The following is a 23,516-nucleotide window of genomic DNA, read 5'->3' on the forward strand; positions in this document are numbered from 1 at the left end:
CAGCGTTTTGCGGTGAGCGACACCTCGCGCGTTCCAGCACGCGTGAGGTGTCGCTGAGCGCGTGAGGTCGCGCGACCGGGCGCTACGCGCCGGTGCTCGCGCGCCGGACCAGGCGGGTGGGGAGCGCTACCGGCTCGGCCGCGGTGCCGTCGAGCGTCGCGAGCAGTCGTTCCGCGGCAGCGCGCCCGAGGTCGGCGCCGGGCAGGGCGACGCTCGTCAGGGCGGGGGCCGTGACCGAGGACGACGGCAGGTCGTCGAAGCCGGCGACCGCGAGCTCCCCGGGAACCGCGATGCCGAGCGAACCGGCGACGCGCAGGACACCGTAGGCGAGCGTGTCCGCTGCCGCGACGACCGCGGTGACGTCGTCGTCCTGCCAGGCCTCGATGACGTGCTCGGTGGCCGAGGCTGCGGCGTCCACGGTGAGGTCGGCGCGGGCGGTGACCTCGGACACGGTGATGCCCGCGGCGGCGCACTCCTGCTCGAAGAGTTCGCGGCGGACGCCGAACGTCGTCGCGCGCGAGGTCCCGTCGAGGTACCCGACGCGGCGGTGCCCCTGTTCGTGCAGGTGCGCGACGAGGTCGTGGACGCCGAGGGAGAGGTCGTAGTTGACCGCTTCGGAACCACCGGGGGCGTCGAGGAGCACCACGGGCACGCTCGCCGACATCGACTCGCCCGCGGCCGGGGCGTCGACGAGGATGCCCGCCGGACGGAGGCGTTCGAAGCGGCGGACGTCGGCTGCCAGGGGCTGCGCGCCGCGCTCGGTGACCGACAGCACGAGCTGGAACCGGTCGCCGATGGTGTCGCGCACGCCGCGGATGACCTCGGCGAAGAAGGGGTTCGACAGGTCGGGGGCGATGAGGACGACCAGGTCGCCGCTGCCGCGCGCCAGGGAGCTCGCGGCGTGGTCGACGACGTAGCCGAGCTCGTCGACGGCGTCGCGCACCCGCGTGGCGATGGGGACGGAGACCCGGCCGCGGTCCTTGCCGTTGACGACCAGGGAGACCGTGGCGATGCTCGTTCCGGCGCGCTCGGCCACCATGGCAGCGGTCACACGGCGGCCCGGAGCGACGGATGAAGGCACGGGTCGATGCTACCGAGGACGCCTCGACGACTTGACGTCAAACGCTTGACGTGTTTCGATGTCAAACGCTTGACGCGCTGCGTGACGACGCTCTGTCGAATCGCGGATCCCCACCGTGTCGAGCACAGACCCCTCGATTCCCCGAAGAAGTGGAGCGCCCAGCGTGCCCAGTGCGACCCAGACCGCCGCGACCCAGCCCGCGAAGATCATCCTCGACTGCGACCCCGGCCACGACGACGCCGTCGCCATCCTGCTGGCCCACGGCAACCCGGACATCGAGCTCCTGGCCGTCACCACCGTCGTCGGCAACCAGACGCTGCCGAAGGTCACCCGCAACGCCCTCGCCGTCGCGCGCATCGCCGGCATCACCGGGGTGCCGTTCGCCGCGGGCGCCGATCGTCCGCTCCTGCGCCAGATCGAGGTCGCGCCGGACATCCACGGCGAGAGCGGACTCGACGGGCCGATGCTGCCCGAGCCCTCGTTCGAGCTCGACCAGCGGCACGCCGTCGACCTGATCATCGAGACGGTCATGGCGCACGAGCCCGGCACCGTCACGCTGGTGCCGACCGGCGGCCTGACGAACATCGCCCTCGCGGCCCGCAAGGAACCCCGCATCGTCGAGCGCGTCAAGCAGGTCGTGCTCATGGGCGGCGGCGTGCACGTCGGCAACTGGAGCCCCGTCGCCGAGTTCAACATCGTCATCGACCCCGAGGCCGCGTCGATCGTCTTCGACGCCGGCTGGGACGTCGTCATGGTCGGACTCGACCTGACGCACCAGGCCCTCGCCACCCCCGAGGTCGCCGCACGCATCGCCGCCGTCGGCACCGCCCCCGCCGCGTTCGTCGGCGAGCTGCTCGACTTCTTCGGCCAGACCTACAAGGACGCCCAGGGCTTCGACGCCCCGCCGGTGCACGACCCCTGCGCCGTCGCCTACGTCATCGACCCGACCATCGTCCGCGCCGTGAAGGTCCCGATCCACATCGAGACCCAGGGCACCCTGACGCTGGGCATGACCGTCGCCGACTTCCGTGCGCCCGCGCCGGAGGACTGCCGGACGAGCGCCGCCATGGAGCTCGACCACGAACGGTTCTGGGACCTGGTCGTCGACGCCCTCGAGCGCATCGGCGAGACCCCTGACACCGGCTGGACCCCGCGCGCCGCCACGACCACCACCACGACCTCGGAGATCTGAGCACCATGACCACCACATCGACGAAGAAGTCGATCGGCGCCCTCACCGCGGCGCTCCTCGCAGCGTGCATCGCGTTCCAGCTCAACGCGAGCATGCTCAGCCCCGCGCTGGTCACGATGGCGCGCGAGCTCAAGACCGACGACGCCACCATCGGGCTATCGCAGACCCTGTACTTCACGCTCGCGGCACTGTTCTCGCTGTTCCTGCCGCGCCTGTCCGACATCGTCGGCCGCAAGCGCGTCCTGATCGGCATGCTCGCCGTGATGCTCGTCGGCAGCATCGTCGCCGCACTCGCCGTGAACGTGCCGATGCTGTTCGCCGGCCGGATCATCCAGGGTGTCACCGGTCCGGTCGTCCCGATCTGCCTGCTCGTCCTGCGCAACGAGATCGCCGACCCGAAGCGCTACGGCGCCGCGCTCGGTCTGCTCACCGCCGTGAACGGCGGCATCGCCGGGGTCGATGCCCTGGCCGGTGGCTGGATCGCCACGAACTTCGGGTTCCGCGGGATCTTCTGGGTCATCGCCGTCGTCACCGTCATCGCGCTGGCGCTCGTCGCCGTGTGGGGTGTGGAGTCGAAGCCGTCCGCCGGTACCCGGATGGACTGGATCGGTGTCGTGCCCCTCGTCGTCTCGGTCGGGGCCCTGCTCACCGCGTTCAACGAGGCCGGCAAGCTCGGTGCCGCCAACCCGGCACTGGTGATCGGCGGTGTCGTCGTCGCGCTCGCCGCCTTCGCGGTGTTCTGGGCGGTCGAGTCCCGCGTGAAGGAGCCGCTCGTCGAGACCCGGTTCCTGAAGCGCCGTGCCACGTGGGCGCTCCTCGCGACGACGTTCCTGACCATGACGGGCGTCTTCGCGGTCGTCAACGGTCTCGTCACGTCGCTCGCGCAGAACGGCGACGCCGGCTTCGGCATGGAACCCGACCTCGCCTCGCTGGTGTTCCTCACCCCGTACGCGCTGGTCGGCTGGATCGTCGGTCCGTTCGCCGGACGCCTCGCGCCGACCATCGGCTACCGCGCCGTGCTCCGCTTCGGCCTGATCGGCAGCATCGTCTCGACGGTCCTGATGGCACTGGTGGGCGTGCACTCGCTGCCGGTCCTGGTCACCGCGACCGTCCTGATCGGCATCACGTACGCCGGCATCGCGAACATCATCCTGAACGGCCTGGGCATCGTGCTCTCGCCGGAGTCGAACCCCGGCTTCCTGCCCGGTCTGAACGCCGGTGCGTTCAACCTCGGTGCCGGGGTCAGCTTCGCCGTCCTGCCGGCGCTGCAGATCGCGCTCGGGGTCGGCGGGTCCGCGGGCACCGCCGGGTACTCGGGTGGCATGCTGCTCGGTGCCGTGATCACGACCGCCGCGCTCGCGATCTCGTTCCTCATCCCCCGCCCGGAGAGCGCCGAGACCACGTCCGTCGCGCCGCAGAAGGAGACCGTCCGTTGACCCAGACCATCGTGATCGTCGGATCGCTCAACGCGGACCTGGTGGTCCGGACCGAGCGGTTCCCGAAGCCCGGTGAGACCCTGCACGGGTCCGACCTGGCGATCCTGCCGGGTGGCAAGTCCGCCAACCAGGCGGTGGCTGCCGGGAGGCTCGGGGGCACGGTCCGCATGATCGGTGCGGTCGGCGACGACGGGAACGGTGCACTGCTCCGCGACTCCGTCGCGGCTGCGGGTGCGGACACGACGCACGTCGCCGTCCGGGAGGGCGTGGCCACCGGCACCGCCGTCATCACGGTCGACGCCGCGGGGGAGAACACCATCGTGATCTCCGCCGGCGCCAACGGCACGCTGACGCCGGACGACGTGCCCGCCGACGCATTCGACGACGCCGGCGTGCTCGGCCTGTGCCTCGAGGTCTCGATCGACGTCGTCCTCGCCGCAGCCCGGGCAGCGCACGCCGCCGGGGTCGCGGTGCTGACGAACCTGTCGCCGTTCGGGGACGTCCCCGCCGAGCTGCTCGAGCTCACCGACGTCCTGCTCGTCAACGAGCACGAGGCCGAGTCGCTCGGCGAGCACGGTGTCGCGCGCTCGATCGTCACCCGCGGCGGCTCGGGCTGCGTCGTGCACGACGGTGAGGCGGACCCGGTGTCGATCGACGCCGTCCGGGTCGAGCCGGTGGACACGACGGGCTGCGGCGACGCCTTCATGGGTTCGGTGGCCCTGCGGCTGGCGGCGGGGGACTCCCTCGTCGACGCCGCACGGTTCGCGGTGGGGGTCGGGGCGTACGCCGCGACCAAGGCGGGCGCACAGGCCTCGTACCCGACCACGGCGGAACTCGAGGCGTTCCTGCGGGCGGAGGACGGGCCTCCAGGCAGCTAGCGTTGTGGCATGCGCGTGGGAGTCCTCGACATCGGGTCCAACACCGGCCACCTGCTCGTGGTGGACGCCCACGGCGGCGCCGCGCCGCTGCCGGCGTCCTCGTTCAAGCAGCCGCTGCGACTGGCCGAGCACCTCGACGACGCCGGCGCGGTGACGCCCGAGGGCGTCGACGCGCTGACGCGGTTCGTCGCGGACGCCGTCCGCGTCGCCGAGGAACGCGGCTGCGAGGACATGCTCGCCTTCGCGACCTCGGCCGTGCGCGACGCGGTGAACTCCGACGAGGTGCTCGCCCACGTCGAGGCCTCGACCGGCGTGGAGCTGGCCGTCCTGTCCGGTGGTGACGAGGCGCGACTGACGTTCCTGGCGGTCCGGCGGTGGTTCGGGTGGTCGGCCGGACGTCTCGCGGTGTTCGACATCGGCGGTGGGTCACTCGAGATCGCCGGGGGCGCCGACGAGGCGCCGGACGTCGCGTGGTCGATGCCGATCGGTGCTGCACGGCTCGCCCGCTCGTACTTCGCCGCGGGCACCCCGACGGAGGACGACGTCCGCCGCATCCGGCACGAGATCCGCGTGGAGATCGCCCGCGACGCCGGCAAGTTGCTCCGCGCCGGTCGGCCGGACCGTGCCGTGGCGACCTCGAAGACCTTCCGGTCGATCGCGCGGATCTGCGGGGCGGCGCCATCGGGTGCCGGTCCGCTCGTGCCGCGGGTGCTCGACGGTGACGTGCTCCGGTCGAAGCTGCCGGCGCTGCTGACGATGTCGGTCGACGAACTCGCGACGCTGCCCGGGGTGTCGGCGAGCCGTGCGCACCAGGTGGTGCCGGGAGCGCTCGTGGCCGAGGCCTGCCTCGACATCTTCGACCTGCCGGCGCTGGAGATCTGCCCGTGGGCGCTCCGCGAGGGCGTGATCCTCGAGCGGCTCGACCAGCTGTCGGTGCTGGGCAACTCCCAGTAGTGACCATTATGGTCAGTACATGACCAAAAGGGACACACCCCGTGCGCTCGTCCCCGGCGCACTCTGGACGGTCGCGGGAGTCGGATGGCTCGTCGGCGAAGCCGTCTCGGCGTCGGCGTTCCCCGGCTACAGCTACGCGACGAACTACATCTCCGACCTCGGGGTCCCCGACGTCGGCGCGTTCCAGGGGCGGGGGATCGACTCACCGCTGCACGCGCTCATGAACACGACGTTCATCGGGCAGGGCGTCCTGTTCGGGATCGCAGCGGTGCTCGCCGTCGCGGTGTTCCGTGCCGCGTCCCGCCGTGCGCGGGTGGCGACCGCGGTCCTCGCCGTGGTCCACCTGGTCGGGATGGTCCTGGTCGGCTCGTTCCACGGCAGCCAGACGAGCACCGACGGCGGCACCATCGTGTTCCACGTGCTCGGCGCGGCGGCAGCGATCACGACCGGCAACCTCGTGGCGATCACCGCCGGCATCGGGTCCCGGGCGCTGCGGGCACCGGCGGCCTACCGGATCGCGAGCGTCGTGCTCGGGATCCTCGGCCTCGTCTCCCTCGTGATGCTCGTCGTGGACTCGTCGTCGACGGTGATCGACGTGCTCCCCGACGGCGTGTGGGAGCGTGCGTCCGTGTACACGATCGTCGCGTGGGAGCTCCTGACCGGGATCACCCTGCTGGTCGCGGGGACCCGGCGGCGGGCGGCACGAGCCGCGGCGGTCCGCGCATGACCCGCCCCGCGCGCCGTGCTCGGCCCTCTGCCGAGAAGATCAACGGGGACGTCCTGGACATCACCGCCGGACTCATCGCCCGCCGCGGCATCAAGGACACCGCCGTGCAGGCCGTCGCCGACCAGGCCGGCTACTCGAAGGCGGGCATCCTCGCCCGGTTCACGAGCAAGGAGCTGCTCGTCGAGGCCGCGCTCGCGCAGTGCGCCGTGCAGACCGAGGCGATCCGGGCAGCTGCCTCCGACGCCCCCGCGGGGGAGTCCCGCGACGCCGCGGCGCTCGCGGGGATCGCCGACCTCGCACTCGCCCGGCCGGGGTGGGCGGAACTCGCCCTCGCGGCGTTCACCCTGCGGCGCGGGGACGACGTCGGCGTCCGGCTCGAACCGGTCGCCGCGACGCTCCTCGACGTGTTCGGCATCGACATGGCCGACGCCACGGCCACCCCGCTCGATCGGCGGGCGCGGGTCTCCGGCGCGTTCGGTGCGATCGTGATGCTCGCGCTGACGTACGAGACCGAGGCCTCCGCCGCCGAGGCCCGGCCGCACATGCTGCAGATCGGATGGGACGCCCTCGGCCACGGTGGGCCCGTGCCGCTCGGGTTCGTCGGTTAAGCCCGCTCGGACCTCGGCGGAGCGAGCAGCCACGGACGGATCAGCTTCGTCACGAAGGGCAGCACCCAGAACGTCATGATCGGTGTGAGCACGAGCGTCGTGATGAGCACCCGCGGCAGCGCTGCGAGTCCCGCGAACGACGGCACGAGCAGCCCGACGACGATCGTGAACGCCAGGTTCACCGGGAAGAAGCCGAGCCAGATGCTCACCGCCTGCTTCCACCGCGGGGGAGCGCTCGAGGCCGGGGCGTCCTGCGGGACGTCGAACCAGCCCTCGATGCCGGTGCGTTTCTCGACGCGGGACTCCACGACCAGGTCGCGACCGAGGTCGAGCCAGCGCAGCCGGTCGTCGGAGTTCTCCCACGTGGCCAGCGAGTCGTGGTCGGCGAAGCGGTAGAGCATGTGCCACTCGCGGGACTGCGCCCGGGACCGCACCCACCCGGAGCCGAGGAACCCCGGGTAGCGGTTGGCGAGGTTCACGCCGGACTGCACCCAGTGGGTGACCTCGGGGATGCGGTCGGGTTCGACCAGGCGGGTGATGGACACGGTGACGGGCGGGCCGGCGGTCTCGGGTGACGACTGCAGGCTCCCTGGCTCTTGTGGAGTCATGGGTCCAGTCTCGCGGACGCGTGTTACCGGCTCGTGTCGTGTCTCCGTCCGTGCTTGACTGGTCCGATGACGCCGCAGCGAATCATCGGGATCGGCTACGAGGGATCTGACCTCGACGGACTCATTGCAAAGCTGCGCCTCCGCGGTGTAGACCACGTCGTGGACGTCAGACTGAACCCGATCTCACGAAAGCGCGGCCTCTCGAAGACGGCGTTGCGGGCAGGGCTGGGCGCGGCGGGCCTCGGCTACAGCCACCTCCGCGCACTCGGAAACCCCAAGACGAACCGCGATGGTTTCGCAAGCACGACCGGCCCCGCGGCGGATGCAAGCCGGACTGCGTACCAGCAACTCCTGCGATCGGAAGCAGCGCAGGATGCACTCTCACAGATCCGGGAGCTCGCCACCGGCCATCGCGTCGCGCTGATGTGCTTTGAGGCCGACGGATCACACTGTCATCGGGAACTTGTCCTGGAGGCGCTCGGCGTCGGGGCGCTTGCCCTCGTGGTCTGACTCAGAAGAGCGTCGAACCCCAGTCCGAGTCCCTCGGTACGTGGTGGATTCCGAGCGCCGAGAAGCTCCTTCGTTTCGGAGGGTCGGCGATGTTGCCGACGAACAGCGATGTGCGCCGGTCGGAGCTGAACTGCTCATCGCCGAACTTGCGCTCGATCTGGGCTTTCAGCGCATCGTCCGAAAGGTGCCGCTGATGGTACTGCAGCGCCGACAGCTCGAAATCGAGCAGAGACGGTTCGTGACCGGGGCAACTCGCGGTGTCGCACCGGTACCGGATCTTCACCACGAACCGCGGCGGCTGCAGCGGCGCTCGTGCAGAGCCCGGATCGTCGAAGAGCGTCGGCTGTGAAACTGCGGCTTCGACCGCCCGCTGTTGCGATTGCGACCAGCCCTTGTGCCGGCTGATGACAAGGCGATCGAAGCGAGCCACATGCACAAGGCCGAGGGACTGAGAGTCCTGATGGCGGTGCACTCCCGCAATCAGATCGCACATGCTCGGGCCGATCAAGGTCGAGAGGACGCGTTCGCGTGCGGCTTTCTGTTTGAGGTTGGTCGTGACGCGAAGTGAGTCCCAGATCGGTCGACGACTCTCGTGGCGACTGTCTGACTTCGCGGGGATCGTGTCGACCTCGATCACGTCGTACTTCTTGAACTGCTGATCTGTCGAGAGATGCCGGAAGGGCACCGGGTACAGGCGGACCCAGTCGCGCCGGTCGCCATCGACGCGCACGCCGGCAACGCAGACCGTGTCGATGTAGGTGTTCGAGGGCTCGGGTGCCGCCTTGACCGTGACCAGCACCTGCATCCGTTCCGGCATTCGCCACCCCTCTCGCCCTGAAATCTCAGCATACTGGGCTGCGAGGCCGTCCGCATCGGGCGGCTCGGGCTAGCTCGCCTGCTTCTTCTCGGCGGGTGCCTTCTTCGCCGGGGGCTTCTTGGCGGGCGCCTTCTTCTTCGCAGGGGCCTTCTCCGCCGTTGACTTCTTCGCCGCGGCCTTCGCAGCCGGCGCCTTCGCAGCCGGCGCCTTCTTCGTGGACCCAGACGCGCTCTTGTCCGAACCCGACGACGAACGTGAGCTCGACGCCGAACGCGACCCCGAGCCTCCTGTCCGCTTCTTGTCCACGGACGCACGCAGGGCGGCCATCAGGTCGAGGACGTCACCGCCCTCGCCCTCGTCGTCCTCGTCCTCCTTCGCGCCGAACGTCTTCTCGGTGTCGATGTCGTCACCGGCGTCGAGCTTGGCGTCGATGAGCTGCTGCAGTTCCTCTTGGTAGGAGTCGGTGTAGCGGTCGGGATCGAAGTCCGTCGACATGCTCTCGACGAGCGACGAGGACATCTTCAGTTCGTTCGCGCTGACCTTCACCGACGAGTCCAGCGCCGTGAAGTCGGCGGCTCGGACCTCGTCGCCCCACAGCAGCCCCTGCAGCAGGATCACGTCGTCGTGAACACGCAGCACGCCGAGCCGGGTCTTCTGGCGCAGCGTGAACTGCACGATCGCGAGCCGGTCGGTCTTCGCCAGGGTCTCGCGCAGCAGCACGTAGGCCTTCGGCGAGCGCGAGTCGGGCTCCAGGTAGTACGTCTTCTCGAACATCATCGGGTCGACCTGGTCGACGGGCACGAACTCGAGCACCTCGACCTCGTGCGACTGCTCCTCGGGGAGCTGCTTGAAGTCGTCCGCAGTGAGCACCACGGTCTTGTCGCCGTCGTCGTAGGCGCGCTGAATGTCGGCGTACTCGACCTCGTGCCCGAACTCGCAGACGCGCTTGTAGCGGATGCGGCCCTTGTCCTCGTCGTGGACCTGGTGCAGGGACACGTCGTGCGTCTCAGTGGCCGCGTAGACCTTGATGGGCACGTTGACGAGCCCGAACGCGATGGAGCCCTTCCAGATCGACCTCATGCGCACATGATGCCCGTGTCCGCACGGGAGCGCCCGCAGTGTCGCTGGATGCGACGGGATGTCCGCGGTCGCTGGTACCCATGACACATGTTCGAGGGGATCATGCGGACGGTGCAGTCGCTGACCGGAGCCGGGGTCGTGGTGGCGGTCGGGACGCTGCTCGTGTTCGTGCGCGGAGCGCTGCGACCGGCCGACCTGCAGCAGCGGATCGACGACCGGACAGCACGGTGGCTGATGCCCTTCCTGCGCTCGGGCGGTGCGGTGTCGCAGGCGCAACGACAGCAGATCGCCGCGCTGCTGCCGGCTCGCGACGACCCGACACCACCCGGGACGGAGGCGCTCGTCGCGCTCGAGCCATGGCTCCGGGACCCCGGTCGGACGCGTGCGGAACTCGTCGTGCGGTCCAGGGCGCACGCCGTCCGGCGGCTCGACGCTCACGACCGTGCCCTGAAGGGGGCGCCGACCTTGCGCGCGGCGCTCTGGAGGACACGGCTGGCCGGGTGCACGGACGAGCTCCGATCGCTCGTCGACGCCGCTGTGTGGCTCGTCCGCGCCGCCACCGACCGACGACGTCTCCGTCTGTCCGGGCATCTCGCCGCCTGGGTCGGTGGCGGCGGTGCGTTGCTGAGTGCGGTCGTGGTCGCCGGCGGCACGTCGCGGGGTGTGGCGGACGCCGCCGGCGAGATCAGTACCTCCGCGGCAGTCCTCGCACTCCTCGCCGCGCTGGTCGGCCCCGCGCGGCATCGGTTGTGCGCCGCCGCGGCGGACCTCCGAGCCCTCCCACCGCGCTTCCGCGTCGTGATGACGCTCGGAACCTTGGTGGTCCTCGCGCTCGTGGCCCTCTGGCAGACCGGCACCATCCGTGCCCTGTGGGCCTGGACGGCGCAGCTCGCCGACGACCTCCCGACCTCCTGGTCCGTGCTGCTCGGCGGAGCGGTGTCCGGGCTGATGCTCCTGGCGGTGGTCATCGGTGGGGTACGGTCCGCACTCACGCGTGGCGTCCCGCTGCACGACCGGTTGATGACCATCGGTGCGGTCGTCCTCCTCGGCGGCGCTGCCGTCGTCGGTGTCGTCGCTCTCGTACCGGTCGCGGCTCCGTTCCTCAGCGTCGCGACGATCGCATGGATCACCACGCTCGTCGGCGTCACCGTGGCGGCCGGTGTCGTGCGGATCACCGATGACCACCGCCTGGCGACTGGGCTCGCGGCGGCCGGCCGTCCGGTCCGTCGCGGCAGCTGGCCGTACGCGACCGCGTCGGTCGTGATTGCGTTCACGGCGGCCTGGATCCTGACGAGCGTGGTCGGCACGACGACCACCTCGGTGGTCGCGCAGCTCGTCGGGGTGGCCGCGGGACTCGCGCTGGGGCCGCTGTCCGTGTGGGCCGCTGTGTGCCTCTGGCTTGCCGATCGCCGCATCCGGCGGGCGGACGAAGCGTGGCGACTCGCTGGCGCGCCCGGCCGCACCGTCGCCGGCGGAGGCGAGAGTGCAGCCGCGTCGAGTGAGTCGTCCACAGATCCGGGTTCGCTGGACCGTCGACCGGTCGACGCGAGCACGATGGGCGCATGAGCCAGCTCGACAAGCAGGACCCGCGCTCGCAGTTCGCCAGGCCGCCGTTCCCCGCGCAGACGCAGCAGGGGTCCGGGCTGGCCAGTGCGATGGACCCGCCGCCCGACCACGGTGAGGTCTCCTACCTCGGCACGGGGCGCATGCGGGGGTACCGCGTGCTCGTCACGGGTGCCGACTCCGGCATCGGCCGAGCCGCGGCGATCGCGATGGCGAAGGAAGGGGCCGACGTCGCACTGAACTCCCTGCCAGAGGAGATCGACGACCTGACCGAGGTCCGTGACGTCATCGCCGACCTCGGTCGCAACGCCGTGATGCTGCCCGGTGACCTGACGGACGAGGGCTTCTGCGACGAACTCGTCCGGACGGCGGTGCGCGACCTCGGCGGGCTGGACGCCCTCGTCCTGGTCGCCGGACACCAGCTGGTGCACGAGGACGTCACCGAGCAGTCGACCGAGGACTTCGACCGCACGATGAAGGTCAACCTGTACTCGCTGTTCTGGCTGGTCCGGGCTGCCGTGCCGCACATGGCGCCGGGCAGCGCGATCGTGACGACGAGTTCGGTGTCCGCGTACCAGCCGCAGGACCGCATGATCGACTACGCGGCGACGAAGGCCGCGATCACCACCTACACCAACGGCCTCGCGCGGCAGCTCGCGGCGAAGGCCATCAGAGCGAACACCGTGGTGCCCGGGCCCGTGTGGACGCCACTGCAGCCGATCAGCTACCCGGGCGACGAGATCGCACGGTACGGCCAGGACACCCCCTTCGGCCGGCCGGCGCAGCCCGTCGAGCTCGGCAGCGCCTACGTGTACCTGGCGGGGCCGGAGTCGTCGTACACCTCGGGCACGACCCTGACGGTGGCGGGAGCGACCGGGGTGGCGCTGTGAGTCCGGCGGCCCGCAAGACCGTCGTCCTGGTCGGCGATCGGCGACTGGCGCTGACGAACACGGACAAGGTGCTCTACCCCGAGACCGGCACGACCAAGGGGCGGGTGATCGAGTACTACGAGCGTGTGGCGCCGTGGATGATCCCGCACGTCAAGGACCGTCCAGTGACCCGGAAGCGGTGGGCGAACGGCGTCGACGGCAAGGTCTTCTTCGAGAAGAACCTGCCGGACTCCGCGCCCGACTGGGTCCGCCACCACACCATCCACCACTCCGAGCACGACAACGAGTACCCGATCGTCGACGACCTGCCGACCCTCGTGTGGATGGCGCAGCAGGCCGCGCTGGAGCTGCACGTGCCGCAGTGGCGGTTCGGCCCGCGCGGTGGGCAGCAGAACCCGGACCGGCTCGTGCTCGACCTGGACCCCGGCGAGGGCGTCGGCCTGCCCGAGTGCGTCGAGGTGGCGGTCGCGGCACGCGAGATCCTGCACGGCATGGGGCTCGACCCGTACCCGGTGACCTCCGGTTCGAAGGGGATCCACCTCTACGCCGCCCTCGACGGCCGGTCGACCACGGCGAACGTCTCCGACGTCGCGCACGAACTCGCGAAGGCGCTCGAGCACGACCTGCCCGACCTGGTGCTGTCGTCGATGAGCCGGGCCGAGCGGACGGGCAAGGTGTTCGTCGACTGGTCGCAGAACAACGGCAACAAGACGACGATCGCGCCGTACTCGCTGCGCGGCCGCGAGCGGCCGACGGTCGCAGCACCCCGCACCTGGAAGGAACTCGAGGAACGCGGGCTCGCGCAGCTCACGTTGGACGAGGTCCTCGAACGCCTGCAGGCGCACGGGGACCACCTGCACCCGGTCGCCTCCGCCTCGCTTGCCGTCGGGCGCGACGACCACGGTCACTGGGACAGCGAGCGGACCGAGCGTGCGAACGAGGCCGAGCAGCCGGCTCGCGACCGGCTCACCGCCTACCGCGCGAAGCGCGACGCCTCGAAGACGCCGGAGCCGGTGCCCGAAGGAGCCCCCACGGTCCGGAAGGACGGCACCCCGACGTTCGTGATCCAGGAGCACCACGCCACCCGCGACCACTACGACTTCCGGCTGGAGCACGACGGTGTGCTGGTGAGCTGGGCATTGCCCAAGGGCGAACCGACCGACCCGGGCAAGAACCACCTGGCCGTGCAGACCGAGGATCACCCGCTCGAGTACGGCGCGTTCGAGGGCACGATCCCGAAGGACGAGTACGGCGGCGGCACGGTCACGCTCTGGGACGACGGCACCTACGAGCTCGAGAAGTGGCGCGAGGGCGAAGAGGTCATCGTCACCCTGCACGGTCGGACCGGCGGCGCTCGCCGACTGGCGCTCCTGCACACCCGCGGCCGGGGCGGGGCGGGCGACGAGAAGAACTGGCTCATCCACCGCACGAAGGAGCAACCCGACCGGCTGGCGGACGCCGGCGGCGCGACGGACGCGGGGCGGGCCTCCCGTCCCTCTGCCGCGCACCGAGACGGACAGCGGCGCATCAGCGGAGCCAGCCCCGCGGACACCGCTCCAGGGGACCGACGGACCATGCAGGCCACCCTGGCGAAGGACGCACCCCGGCTGGACCCGGCCGACTGGGCGTTCGAGATGAAGTGGGACGGCGTCCGTGCGCTCGCCACCGTCCGGGACGGCTCGGTCACGCTGCGGAGCCGGAACGACAACGACCTGACGGAGCAGTACCCGGAACTCCAGGAACTCGGCGACCGTGCCGGGGTCGACGGCGTCTTCGACGGCGAGATCGTCGCGTTCGACGACCGGGGGCGCCCGAGCTTCCAGCTCCTGCAGAACCGGATGGGCCTGACGAAGGCGCGCGAGGTGCGGGCGGCGCAGCAGACGACCCCCGTGCGGTTCCTGGTCTTCGACGTGCTCGAGGCCGACGGGCACGAAGTCACCCGCCTGGCGTACGACGCCCGGCGGCAAGCGCTCGAGACGGTCGTCGAGCCCGGCGGGGCGATCGACGTGCCGCCGGCCTCGCAGGGTGACCTCGACGGCGTGATGGCGTCGTCGCAGGAGCAGGGCCTCGAAGGGGTCGTCGCGAAGAAGCGCAGCTCGAAGTACGCCGAGGGCAGGCGGTCCGAGGCCTGGCTGAAGCTGAAGCACCACGCCACGCAGGAAGTCGTGGTCGGTGGGTGGAAGCCTGGCAGTGGTCGTCGAGCGGGTGGGATCGGCTCGTTGCTGCTCGGCGTGCCCGGTCCGGACGGTCTCGAGTACGTCGGCAAGGTCGGCACCGGGTTCCGTGACCGCGACCTCGACGAGATCGCCGCAGCGCTGCGACCGCTCGACCGGGAGGCCTCGCCGTTCGTCGACGTGCCCCGGATCGACGCACGGGACGCGCACTGGGTGACGCCGAAGCGGGTGGGCGAGGTCGAGTTCGCCGAGTGGACCGGTGACGGACGCCTCCGGCAGCCGTCCTGGCGGGGCTGGCGGCCGGACAAGGACCCCGAGGACGTGGTGCGCGAGCACTGACCTGCTCGCCGGACCGGCCGCCCTGTGCCAGCTCGCGAACGCGCTGATGCGTGCGCATGGGGTCCGCCCGTGGCGAAATTCCGTCCCCCGTCCGGCGCCCGGGCGGGGGACGTTTCCACCCGTCCGGCCGCCGGTCCGCCGCCGACTGTTACGTTCGCCGGGACGAAAGGGCCTGGGGATGAGCTCGAGCAAGTACCTGCCGCCGTACACGGCCGAGGAACGCGTCGCGATCAACGGGGATCGTGCCGCACGGATCCCGGTCGATCCGGGGGCCGTGGTGACCGACACCGAAGCGACCTACGCGGACTTCCTCGCCGACGAGACCGACGAGTAGCCGCCGGGGCGGGGGAGAAGACGGCCCGTGCACCGGATCAGGGAGCGCACGGGCCGCCGTCGAAGCACCGTGACCGACCCTTCAGGGATGGCCGGCCACGGCGCGCTCGCACCAGGCGCGCGGAGGCGTACCTGGTAGGCACGTACTAAGGACGTGACGAACACCCGATTCGTCACACGAGAATCCGAGATCCGCGAAGAGGAGCTGCTCCTGTCCAGCGACGAAGCCCTCGCGGCGTTGTCCGACGCCTCGCTCGTCGAGCGCAGCGCCGACGGCGACACGGCCGCGTTCGGGGTGCTGATCCGTCGGTACGGACCGCACATGCGGGCCTACGCGGCTCGGATCCTCGGGTACGGCGACGGCGAGGCCGACGACGCCGTCCAGGAAGCCGCACTGCAGGCCTGGCAGCGCATCGACCGGGTCGAGGACCCGGAGCGGGTGCGCAACTGGCTCTTCCGGATCGCGGCCAACAAGGCCCTCGACCGGCTCCGCGGGCGGCACCCGCACGCCGACCTCGAAGCGATGGTCGACGCCCCGGACGAACGACCCGTCGACGAGGTGGTCGCCACCCGGATGCAGGTGCGGGAACTCGCGCGTATCGTGCAGGCACTCCCGGATGCACAGCGCGCCGTCTGGGTGATGCGCGAGGTGGGTGGGGCGCCCTACGCCGAGATCGCCGAGGCGACCGGGTTGCCCGCGCCGACCGTCCGCGGGCTGCTCGCACGTGCGCGGCGACACGTGCTCGAACAGATGGAGGGGTGGCGATGACCGACGACGTCGACGACCGTCACGGTGCCTTCACGCTGGACGAACTCTCCGACTACCTCGACGCCGACCGAACGCCTGTCCGGGCGGACATCGAGGGTGATCCCGAAGCCGTCGCCGCACTCGAGCGGCTGCAGGCCCTGCGGGTGGCATCACGGGACCTGCTCGACACCGAGGCATCGGCGGACGGCGACGAGCGCTGGATCAGCTCGGTGCTCGCGTCCATCCGGACGACCGCCCACGCCGGACGGGACATCCCGGTCCCCGACGACGACCCGGCCGCGCACCTGGTCGTGACCGAGGGGGCTCTGCGCGGACTCGTCCGCACCCTCGGTGACGACGTGCCCGGTGTCGTCGTCCGGCGGACCCGGTTCAGCGGGGACGTCGGAGTCCCCGGCGGCGCCGTGGACGTCGACGTCACCATCGTGGCCACGCTCGAGGCATCGGTGTCGGACCGTGCCGAGGCGCTCCGGGCGCACATCACGTCGGTGCTCGGCGCGCACGCACCGTTCCGGATCCGCAGTGTCGTCGTCCGCGTCGCCGACGTCGTGGTCGGGGGCACATCGTGACCGCGGACGTCCGGGTGCTCTCCCGCGAACTCACCTCCGTCGTCCTCGCGGTGCCGGGCGTCCGGTCGGTCCTGCCGCCCGGACCCGGGCTCGCCACGCTCGTCCGCGACGTCCGCTCCGTGCTCGAGATCCCGCGGGACGGTGGGGCCGTGCTCGTGCAGGACCGCCCGGACGGGGCGCGGATCCGCGTGGTCGTCACGACCGACCGGGCCGTGCCGACGATCACGGTCATCCGGGCCGTGCGTGACGCCGTCGTGACCGCAGCGCGCCACTCCCTCGGGGCATCGCCCTCCGACGTCACGGTCCGCGTCGTCGAGATCGACTGAGCGTCAGGCGGCCGGTGCCGGTCCGTCCGACGGCTCGGCGTCGTCCGCGACGGGGAGGTCCTCGTCGACGAGCTCGTCCTCGCCGGGCTCGGACACCTCGGCCGCAGCGGCCTTGGCCTCGTCGATGGACTCCTGCGAGCGGCGGAGGAGGTCGTCGTCGTGTGCAGTCTGGTCGCTCATGCTCCAGGAGGCTACGCGGGCGTGCCTGTGTCGGCGTCCCGGCGTCCGGCCGGGCGGTGCGATCCCCAGTGTGTCCTGCCCCGCGGATCAGTCCTCGGGTGGGGCGGTTCGAAGTCGACCGCTGAGGTCGGAGCTGGAGACGAGGGCATCGCCGGTGCGGCCGGTGCGCCGTACGCGTCCGCCGCATCGAGCACGGCGCGCGTCGCCGCAGCGGCCGTCCGCAGGGCGTCGCCGATCGGCATCGCCCGGTGGCCGGGGGTCCGGACCTCGACGCCCCACGGCTCGTCGAAGCCGAGCTCCCGGACGGTGCGCACGAGCCCCGGCAGGTCCCACGCGCCCGCTCCGGGCAGGTACCGTGCCTCGCGGGCCTCTTCGGACAGGGTCATGCCTGCCGGGGTGTGCAGGAGCCCGTCGCTCAGTTCGACCGCCGCGAGCGTCGCGGGCGCGACCGCCTGGCGGATCGACGCCAACGTGGACCCGCCCCGCAGGGTGTGCATCGCGTCGAGCAGCAGCCCGCCGTTCGGGTGACCCGCCGCCACGACGAACCGCGAGGCCCGTTCGATCGTCGGCAGGTTCGACCACGGCTCGGGTTCGAGGACGAGCTGCGCGCCGACGGCCGCGGCCTGGTCGGCCAGCACGGTCCAGTCGTCGGCCATCGTGATCGGTGAAGCGCCGGGCAACGTCGTGTCGGCACGAGCGATCACCTGCCAGGCCCGGAGCGCCGCGGCGGCCTCGAGGACCACCCCGCGGTCGGCGGCGTCGTCGTCGGTCCGGCTCGTGCACGTCCACCAGCGGTCGAGCGGCCCCAACTGGACCCAGACGATCCCCGCGCCGTCGAGCATGCGGCGGAGTTCGGCGAAGCCCGTCGTCGCACGCACCTCGTGCAGGTCGTCGAGCGACAACGAGAGCCCGGCGAACCCAGCGGCACCGACCACGTGGACCCGTTCGCTGATGGGCTCGTCGCCCGCCCACGTCCACGACGTCGCCAGCAGATCGTGTTCCATCACGGCCGTACCTCCGTCATCCCGGAGCAGCTGCAGACGCCCGTCGCGATGGTCCTGCCCCGTGTGTGCGACGCCGCGATCCCCACCTGGCGTCGCACCAGGGATACCCGGCGTGTCTGCGAGCCCTCCCAGCGGCGCGTCACACTGCGGAAACGCCGGTCAGACGATGCGGGTGCGGACCGTGCCGATGCCGGCGATCGTGCCGACGACGAGTTGTCCGCGTTGCAGGACCCCGACCCCCTCGGGCGTCCCCGTCATGAGCAGGTCCCCTGGGGCGAGCGTCACCGATCGCGACAGCGCCGCGATCGTCTCCGCCACGGACCAGATCTGCTCGGCCAGGTCACCGACCTGCCGTCGTTCGCCGTCGACGACGAGCTCGATCGCACCAGCCGTCGGGTCGATGCCCTGCGCCGGGACGATCGCGCCGATCGGTGCCGAGGCGTCGAACCCCTTCGCCGTGTCCCAGGGCCGACCGAGACGCTTGGCCTCGGCCTGGAGATCGCGTCGGGTGAGGTCGATGCCCACCGCGTAGCCCCAGACGTGGGTGAGCGCGTCGTCGACGCTGATGTCCGCGCCGCCGGTGCCGATCGCGACGACCAGTTCGACCTCGTGCTCGAGCTGCGCCGTCTGCGGCGGGTACGGGGTGTCCGCGTCGTCGACGACGACGGCGTCCGCCGGCTTGGTGAAGAAGAACGGCGGCTCGCGATCTGGGTCGTGACCCATCTCGCGTGCGTGCGCCGCGTAGTTCCGACCGACGCAGAAGACGCGTCGGACGGGGAAGCGTGCGCCCGTGGTCGTGGGGACGGTCGGGAGGCTCGGGGCCGGGATGACGAGGTCGGTCACGGTCTCAGCGTGGCAGGCTCGCAGGGCGTCGGTTCAGCTCTCACCGAAGGACGCCTCGTACTTGAGCTTCCGCGCGCGGGCGCGCTCCTGCCGTTCGCGCCACTCGATCCGCATCTGCGCGAGCTCTTCTTCGGCGCCCTTGGCGCGCATCAGCGGACCGTAGTGGGGGCTCGCGAGGAGCCGTGGTGTCGTCATCTCGCGGTTGTCGAGCCATCGTTTGAACTCTTCATCAGTCAGCGTCGAGATCATCTGCGTGCACTCCTTCCTGTTGTCTCCGGGCTTCCGCTCGTGCTGCCTCGAAGTCAGCGAGCGCCGTGGACGTCCATGTGTCGTCATCAGTCGTCCAGCTCCGGGTCACCAGTGCCGCGGACATCACGGCAGCTGCCGCGCGCCTGTCCTCGTCATCCGAGGTTGCTCGGTCAGCGACCCACGACCAACGCTGCCACCAGAGGTCGCGATGCCCCAAGAACTCCGTATTTCGCCGACCGGCGCGCCCGTCGAGCACCGAGGCGACGAGTGCGCCCACTGCGACGGACGCGCTCGTGACCGACACGAGTGCACTGATCCAGCCGATGTCCATGCCCGCCACCCTGACGCCACAGGGCCGGCCACGCGGCGGGCGTGACCGGTTCTGTGGACGGTGATCCGGGCCTCCCGGCCTGTGCAGGAGGGATCAGGCAGACGGGCCCTGCGGCCACCCCGAGAACTCCCACCCGTCGACGGTCGGGTGGTCCTCGCCCCGTGAGTAGGCGTACTCGCGGGCCGCGTCCCGTGCGGCGGACAGCCGGTCGAGCAACTCGGCGTGTGCACCCGCATCGACCCGCGTCAGGGCGTCGTGCGCCAGCGCGAAGCGGTCCATCTCGTTCCGCATGAGCATGTCGAACGGCGACGTCGTCGTGCCCTGCTCCAGGAACCCGTGCACGTGCAGGTCGTCGTGGCCGTTGCGCCGGTAGGTCAGCTGGTGCACCAGCGACGGGTACCCGTGGAACGCGAACACCGTCGGGGTCCCGGGCAGGAAGAGCTCGTCGTACCGCTCGTCGGGGATCGGGTGCTCGTGCTTCCGGGGATCGCCGAGGGCGAGCAGGTCGACGACGTTGACGACCCGGACGCCGACCCCGGGAGCGTGCTGCCGGATGATGTCCGCGGCGGCGACCGCCTCGACCGTGGGGACGTCCCCGGCGCAGGCGAGGACGACGTCGACGCGACCGACGGACTGCTCGGTACCGGCCCAGTCCCAGACCCCGAGACCTGCGTCCGCGTGGGCGACGGCGTCCTCGAGGGACAGGAAGACGGGCTCGGGGTGCTTCCCGGCGACGATCACCTCGATGCGGTCGGTGGTCTCGAAGGCGTGTGCCGCGACGGCGAGCAGCGTGTTGGCGTCGGCGGGCAGCTTGATCCGGACCAGGTCCTGCTGCTTGGACGCGACGACGTCGAGGAACCCGGGGTCCTGGTGGGAGAACCCGTTGTGGTCCTGCCGCCAGACGTGCGACGACAGCAGGATCGACAGGTTCGACACGGGCGCACGCCAGTCGATGTCGGTCGAGGACTCGAGCCACTTGGCGTACTGCCCGACCATCGAGTCGATGATGTGGGCGAACGCCTCGTAGGTGTTCAGGAGCCCGTGCCGGCCGGAGAGGACGTAGCCCTCGAGCATGCCCTCCAGCAGGTGCTCGGACAGCACCTCGGTCACGCGTCCACGGGCAGCGAGGTGCTCGTCGCCGACCGCGCGTTGTGCCCGCCACACGCGCGAGGTGACGTCGAAGACGGCGTCGAGCTTGTTCGAGATCGTCTCGTCCGGGCCGAAGAGCCGGAACGACGACGGGTTCTTCGTGATCAGCGCTGCGAGCCACGGGCCGAGCGTGCCGGTGGCCGAGGCCGTCGAGCCGGCGGGGACCCCGTACGCGTTGAGCGCGGGCCGGTCGAGGGCCGTCCGGATGCGCCCGCCGTTGGCGTGGGGAGTGGCGCTCATCCGGTCGTCGCCGGTGGGACGGATCGTCGTCATGATCCCGACGGGGTTCCCGTCCGCGTCGAAGAGCTCCTCGGGTCGGTAGGACCGCATCCACTCCTCGAGCTGGGCGCGGTGTGCGGAGTTCTCGCGGACCTCGGACAGCGGCACCTGGTGGGCGCGGAACGTCCCCTCGACCTGCTGGCCGTCGACCTCCTTCGGCCCGGTCCACCCCTTCGGGCTGCGGAGGATGATCATCGGCCAGCGCGGGCGCAGGTCGGCGGCGCCGGCGGGTTGCCCGGCAGCCGCACGTTCGGCCTGCGCCCGAGCTGCCGCCTGGATGTCGTCGATCGATGCGAGCGCTCGACGCAGAGCACCGTCGAACAGGGCGTGCACGGCGTACGGGTCGTCGTCGACCCGCTTCGAGTCCACCACGATCGGGTCGTACCCGAGGCCGCGGAAGTACGCGGTCAGGTCCTCACCGGGGATGCGGGCGAGGACGGTGGGGTTCGCGATCTTCCACCCGTTGAGGTTGAGGATCGGGAGCACGGCACCGTCGGACACCGGGTCGAGGAAGGTGTGTGCCTGCCACGACCCCGCGAGCGGGCCGGTCTCCGCCTCGCCGTCGCCGACGACGCACGCGACCACCAGGTCGGGGTTGTCCAGGGCCGCTCCGTACGCGTGGGCGAGGGAGTAGCCGAGTTCGCCGCCCTCGTTGATGGACCCGGGTGTCTCCGGTGCCGCGTGCGACGGGATCCCGCCGGGGAACGAGAACTGCCGGAAGAAGCGCTGCAGGTCGTCGTCCGCGTACAGCTCGCCCCACGTGCCGTCGAGCCAGGCGTTCGCGTTCATCGCGGGGCCGCCGTGGCCCGGGCCGCAGACGTAGAGGAACTCATGTCCGGTCTCGGCGATCAGCGCGTTGCAGTGCGCGTACACGAGGTTGAGGGCGGGTGAGGTGCCCCAGTGTCCGAGCAGCCGGGGCTTGATGTCGTCGGGCTCGATCGGCCGCCCCAACAGCGGGTTGTCCAGCAGGTAGATCTGCCCGACCGTCAGGTAGTTGGCGGCACGCCACCAGGCGTCGACCGCCCGGAGTCGGTCGGTGGTGGAGAGCTGTACAGGAGCCATGCCCCCACGCTACGAAATGCCGGCCCCGTGAACCTCAGGAAACCCGTTCCAAACCGATCGCGGGGGTGCACCGAATGAGTTGCACAGGGCAAAAGCCCAGGGCGCTCTCCGGTCAGACATGGCCGTTGTTCAGCGTACGCACAGGAGCATACGTCGGCCGTCGGCCGGGTGCCCACACAGCAAAGGACAGATCACCATGCGCAAGAGCCTGAAGACCTCCATCACCCTCGCCACGACCGGCGCCCTCGTGCTCGGCGGTGCCGCGTTCGGCATCTCCTCCGCCCAGGCCGCGACCCCCCAGGTCCACACGGTCTCGTCGTCGTCGTCGAAGATCCCCGCACCGGTCGCCTCGGTCCCCGAGGTCCTCGGTGGTTCCACCGCCGTGAAGCTCGACTCCGGCTTCACCGACGCCCTCACCGCCCTCAAGCTCACCCCCGGCGTCTCCGGCGACGCGACCCTGGCTGACGGGTCGGTGTCGTTCCCGATCACCGCCGGGTCGGTCACGTACTGGTCGCCGGACGGCAACTACAAGCCCTACGTGCAGGGCCTGCTCAACCACGACGACTCCGGCCTGACCCTGAAGGCCGGCGACACCACCGTCACGCTCGAGAACTTCGTCGTGAACCCGGGCTCCTCGAAGCTCTACGGTGACGTCCTGGTCAACGGCAAGGTCGCCGCGTCCAACGCGTTCCTGTTCGAGCTCTGGGGCGGTTCCCTCAAGCCCCTCCAGCTCGAGGGCGACAACGCCATCCTGACCGGCACCACCGTCCACGTCTCCGAAGACGCCGCCGGCCTGCTGAACAAGACCTTCGGCACCGACGCCGTCAAGCGTGGCCTGCTCGTCGGCACCGCCACCATCACCGCACAGATCAAGTAACACCCCGCACCACACGCACCACCGCACCACTCGTGAAGGGCCGCCCCGGGCAACCGGGACGGCCCTTCACCACGTTCAGTGACGCCGGCGCCACCACCGGCGGCGACGGTCGTCAGACGCGGCCGTCAGGGCAGCCGCAGCCGCCGCGGCGGACGCGAGTCGGGCCTCCCGGCGGGCATGCCACGCGACCAACTCGCCGTCGACGTCCCGCAGCGGCGTCACGACCGGCGGCCCACCGAGCAGCTGACGTCGGGCTTCCTTCACCCGGGCGTTGAAGTCCACCAGGACATCGCGCACGTCGGCCTCCGTCGACAGTGCGTCGAGGGCATCGTCGAGTTCCGCGTCCTCGGTGCGGAGTGCGAGGGCAGGCGGAGCGATGCCGCGGATGTCCTCGCGTTCGATCTTCGAGCGGATCCACCAGTCCGGGTCGTGCTGCCCGTCGTTCCCGGGCAGGGGCTTGCCGTGGTACGGATTGCCCTCGAAGACGCCGCGGCGCTCGGCCTCCTCGATCTGCGCCCGAGCGTGGGCGGCGACGTCGGCCGCCTTCAGCAGCCGGCGTTCCTCACGCACCTCGTCCGGATCGAGCGACCCCCGCTCGATCTCACTGTCGACCTGCTGCTGGTAACGGTAGCGAGCGGCCCTGCGGAGCCGGTCCATCCGTGCATCGACGTCGTTCATGACCCCTCCATGA

The 23,516-nt window shown here is 71.0% G+C and carries 26 protein-coding genes; 15 read left to right on the forward strand and 11 right to left on the reverse strand.

Annotated elements, in window-relative coordinates; translation table 11 throughout:
• Positions 1-82 precede the first annotated feature (82 nt).
• Positions 83-1,081, reverse strand: a complete 999-nt coding sequence (locus EDF47_RS14050) for a LacI family DNA-binding transcriptional regulator (RefSeq protein ID WP_243698151.1) — start codon at positions 1,079-1,081, stop codon at positions 83-85.
• Between the two features lie 163 nt (positions 1,082-1,244).
• Here EDF47_RS14050 and EDF47_RS14055 point away from each other — a divergent pair, with 163 nt between their 5' ends.
• Genes EDF47_RS14055 through EDF47_RS14080 form a run of 6 tightly spaced genes read left to right on the forward strand, consistent with a single transcriptional unit; the run spans position 1,245 to position 6,876 of the window.
• A complete protein-coding gene (locus EDF47_RS14055) occupies positions 1,245-2,273 on the forward strand; it encodes a nucleoside hydrolase (protein ID WP_131881858.1) in 1,029 nt (342 codons plus the stop codon).
• A gap of 5 nt (positions 2,274-2,278) precedes the next feature.
• Positions 2,279-3,709 carry an MFS transporter gene (locus EDF47_RS14060; RefSeq protein ID WP_123294886.1) on the forward strand — a complete coding sequence of 477 codons (1,431 nt, stop codon included), beginning with the start codon at positions 2,279-2,281 and terminating at the stop codon, positions 3,707-3,709.
• The gene (locus EDF47_RS14065; RefSeq protein WP_131881856.1) at positions 3,706-4,587 is read left to right on the forward strand and encodes a ribokinase; all 882 of its coding nucleotides are present in this window, start codon (positions 3,706-3,708) and stop codon (positions 4,585-4,587) included. The genes EDF47_RS14060 and EDF47_RS14065 overlap by 4 nt, the downstream gene beginning before the upstream one ends.
• 9 nt (positions 4,588-4,596) lie before the next feature.
• Complete coding sequence (locus EDF47_RS14070) at positions 4,597-5,541, forward strand: Ppx/GppA phosphatase family protein (RefSeq protein ID WP_123294888.1); 945 nt, start codon at positions 4,597-4,599, stop codon at positions 5,539-5,541.
• 19 nt (positions 5,542-5,560) lie between these two features.
• A complete protein-coding gene (locus EDF47_RS14075) occupies positions 5,561-6,268 on the forward strand; it encodes a DUF998 domain-containing protein (protein WP_131881854.1) in 708 nt (235 codons plus the stop codon).
• Positions 6,265-6,876: a helix-turn-helix domain-containing protein gene (locus tag EDF47_RS14080; RefSeq protein ID WP_131881852.1), complete on the forward strand. Its 612-nt coding sequence runs from the start codon at positions 6,265-6,267 to the stop codon at positions 6,874-6,876. Before EDF47_RS14075 ends, EDF47_RS14080 begins: the two co-directional genes overlap by 4 nt.
• Here the strand turns inward: EDF47_RS14080 and EDF47_RS14085 are convergent.
• Positions 6,873-7,484, reverse strand: a complete 612-nt coding sequence (locus tag EDF47_RS14085; protein WP_123294891.1) for an antibiotic biosynthesis monooxygenase — start codon at positions 7,482-7,484, stop codon at positions 6,873-6,875. The genes EDF47_RS14080 and EDF47_RS14085 overlap by 4 nt on opposite strands.
• A gap of 66 nt (positions 7,485-7,550) precedes the next feature.
• Here EDF47_RS14085 and EDF47_RS14090 point away from each other — a divergent pair, with 66 nt between their 5' ends.
• Complete coding sequence (locus tag EDF47_RS14090; protein ID WP_123294892.1) at positions 7,551-7,994, forward strand: DUF488 domain-containing protein; 444 nt, start codon at positions 7,551-7,553, stop codon at positions 7,992-7,994.
• Between the two features lies 1 nt (position 7,995).
• Here the strand turns inward: EDF47_RS14090 and EDF47_RS14095 are convergent, their stop codons facing one another.
• Positions 7,996-8,811: a hypothetical protein gene (locus EDF47_RS14095; protein ID WP_133937556.1), complete on the reverse strand. Its 816-nt coding sequence runs from the start codon at positions 8,809-8,811 to the stop codon at positions 7,996-7,998.
• Between the two features lie 69 nt (positions 8,812-8,880).
• Positions 8,881-9,891 carry a Ku protein gene (locus EDF47_RS14100; protein ID WP_123294894.1) on the reverse strand — a complete coding sequence of 337 codons (1,011 nt, stop codon included), beginning with the start codon at positions 9,889-9,891 and terminating at the stop codon, positions 8,881-8,883.
• An 87-nt stretch (positions 9,892-9,978) separates the two neighbouring features.
• Between EDF47_RS14100 and EDF47_RS14105 the strand changes: the two genes are divergently transcribed.
• The 7 genes from EDF47_RS14105 to EDF47_RS14130 all read left to right on the forward strand — a co-directional run bounded on the left by EDF47_RS14105 (position 9,979) and on the right by EDF47_RS14130 (position 16,851).
• On the forward strand, positions 9,979-11,457 hold the full coding sequence (locus tag EDF47_RS14105) for a hypothetical protein (RefSeq protein ID WP_131881848.1): 1,479 nt from the start codon (positions 9,979-9,981) through the stop codon (positions 11,455-11,457).
• Positions 11,454-12,344: an SDR family oxidoreductase gene (locus EDF47_RS14110; protein ID WP_133937554.1), complete on the forward strand. Its 891-nt coding sequence runs from the start codon at positions 11,454-11,456 to the stop codon at positions 12,342-12,344. Before EDF47_RS14105 ends, EDF47_RS14110 begins: the two co-directional genes overlap by 4 nt.
• Positions 12,341-14,857 carry an ATP-dependent DNA ligase gene (locus EDF47_RS14115; protein WP_133937553.1) on the forward strand — a complete coding sequence of 839 codons (2,517 nt, stop codon included), beginning with the start codon at positions 12,341-12,343 and terminating at the stop codon, positions 14,855-14,857. The genes EDF47_RS14110 and EDF47_RS14115 overlap by 4 nt, the downstream gene beginning before the upstream one ends.
• A gap of 178 nt (positions 14,858-15,035) precedes the next feature.
• Positions 15,036-15,191 carry a hypothetical protein gene (locus tag EDF47_RS19890; RefSeq protein WP_159570798.1) on the forward strand — a complete coding sequence of 52 codons (156 nt, stop codon included), beginning with the start codon at positions 15,036-15,038 and terminating at the stop codon, positions 15,189-15,191.
• A 153-nt stretch (positions 15,192-15,344) separates the two neighbouring features.
• Positions 15,345-15,959 (forward strand): RNA polymerase sigma factor, encoded by a 615-nt coding sequence (locus tag EDF47_RS14120; protein WP_235035797.1) that lies wholly within the window; start codon positions 15,345-15,347, stop codon positions 15,957-15,959.
• Complete coding sequence (locus EDF47_RS14125; RefSeq protein WP_131881843.1) at positions 15,956-16,525, forward strand: hypothetical protein; 570 nt, start codon at positions 15,956-15,958, stop codon at positions 16,523-16,525. The genes EDF47_RS14120 and EDF47_RS14125 overlap by 4 nt, the downstream gene beginning before the upstream one ends.
• Positions 16,522-16,851: a hypothetical protein gene (locus tag EDF47_RS14130; RefSeq protein WP_123937330.1), complete on the forward strand. Its 330-nt coding sequence runs from the start codon at positions 16,522-16,524 to the stop codon at positions 16,849-16,851. Before EDF47_RS14125 ends, EDF47_RS14130 begins: the two co-directional genes overlap by 4 nt.
• Positions 16,852-16,854: 3 nt before the next feature.
• Here the strand turns inward: EDF47_RS14130 and EDF47_RS19895 are convergent, their stop codons facing one another.
• The 6 genes from EDF47_RS19895 to EDF47_RS14155 all read right to left on the reverse strand — a co-directional run bounded on the left by EDF47_RS19895 (position 16,855) and on the right by EDF47_RS14155 (position 21,948).
• Positions 16,855-17,031, reverse strand: a complete 177-nt coding sequence (locus EDF47_RS19895; RefSeq protein WP_165901280.1) for a hypothetical protein — start codon at positions 17,029-17,031, stop codon at positions 16,855-16,857.
• Between the two features lie 11 nt (positions 17,032-17,042).
• Positions 17,043-18,035 carry a TIM barrel protein gene (locus EDF47_RS14135; RefSeq protein WP_131881841.1) on the reverse strand — a complete coding sequence of 331 codons (993 nt, stop codon included), beginning with the start codon at positions 18,033-18,035 and terminating at the stop codon, positions 17,043-17,045.
• Positions 18,036-18,194: 159 nt separating this feature from the next.
• Positions 18,195-18,878, reverse strand: a complete 684-nt coding sequence (locus EDF47_RS14140; protein ID WP_131881839.1) for a fumarylacetoacetate hydrolase family protein — start codon at positions 18,876-18,878, stop codon at positions 18,195-18,197.
• Between the two features lie 33 nt (positions 18,879-18,911).
• Positions 18,912-19,127: a hypothetical protein gene (locus EDF47_RS14145; RefSeq protein WP_123339076.1), complete on the reverse strand. Its 216-nt coding sequence runs from the start codon at positions 19,125-19,127 to the stop codon at positions 18,912-18,914.
• Entirely contained in the window at positions 19,108-19,458 is a 351-nt protein-coding gene (locus tag EDF47_RS14150) for a hypothetical protein (protein WP_123937334.1), read from the reverse strand. The genes EDF47_RS14145 and EDF47_RS14150 overlap by 20 nt, the downstream gene beginning before the upstream one ends.
• A 93-nt stretch (positions 19,459-19,551) precedes the next feature.
• Complete coding sequence (locus tag EDF47_RS14155) at positions 19,552-21,948, reverse strand: phosphoketolase family protein (RefSeq protein WP_131881837.1); 2,397 nt, start codon at positions 21,946-21,948, stop codon at positions 19,552-19,554.
• A gap of 196 nt (positions 21,949-22,144) precedes the next feature.
• Between EDF47_RS14155 and EDF47_RS14160 the strand changes: the two genes are divergently transcribed.
• Entirely contained in the window at positions 22,145-22,825 is a 681-nt protein-coding gene (locus tag EDF47_RS14160) for a hypothetical protein (RefSeq protein ID WP_133937551.1), read from the forward strand.
• 75 nt (positions 22,826-22,900) lie between these two features.
• Here the strand turns inward: EDF47_RS14160 and EDF47_RS14165 are convergent, their stop codons facing one another.
• Entirely contained in the window at positions 22,901-23,503 is a 603-nt protein-coding gene (locus tag EDF47_RS14165) for a DUF1992 domain-containing protein (RefSeq protein WP_131881905.1), read from the reverse strand.
• Positions 23,504-23,516: the final 13 nt, after the last annotated feature.

The organism is Curtobacterium sp. PhB190 (assembly GCF_004365385.1).
Taxonomy (GTDB): Bacteria; Actinomycetota; Actinomycetes; order Actinomycetales; family Microbacteriaceae; genus Curtobacterium.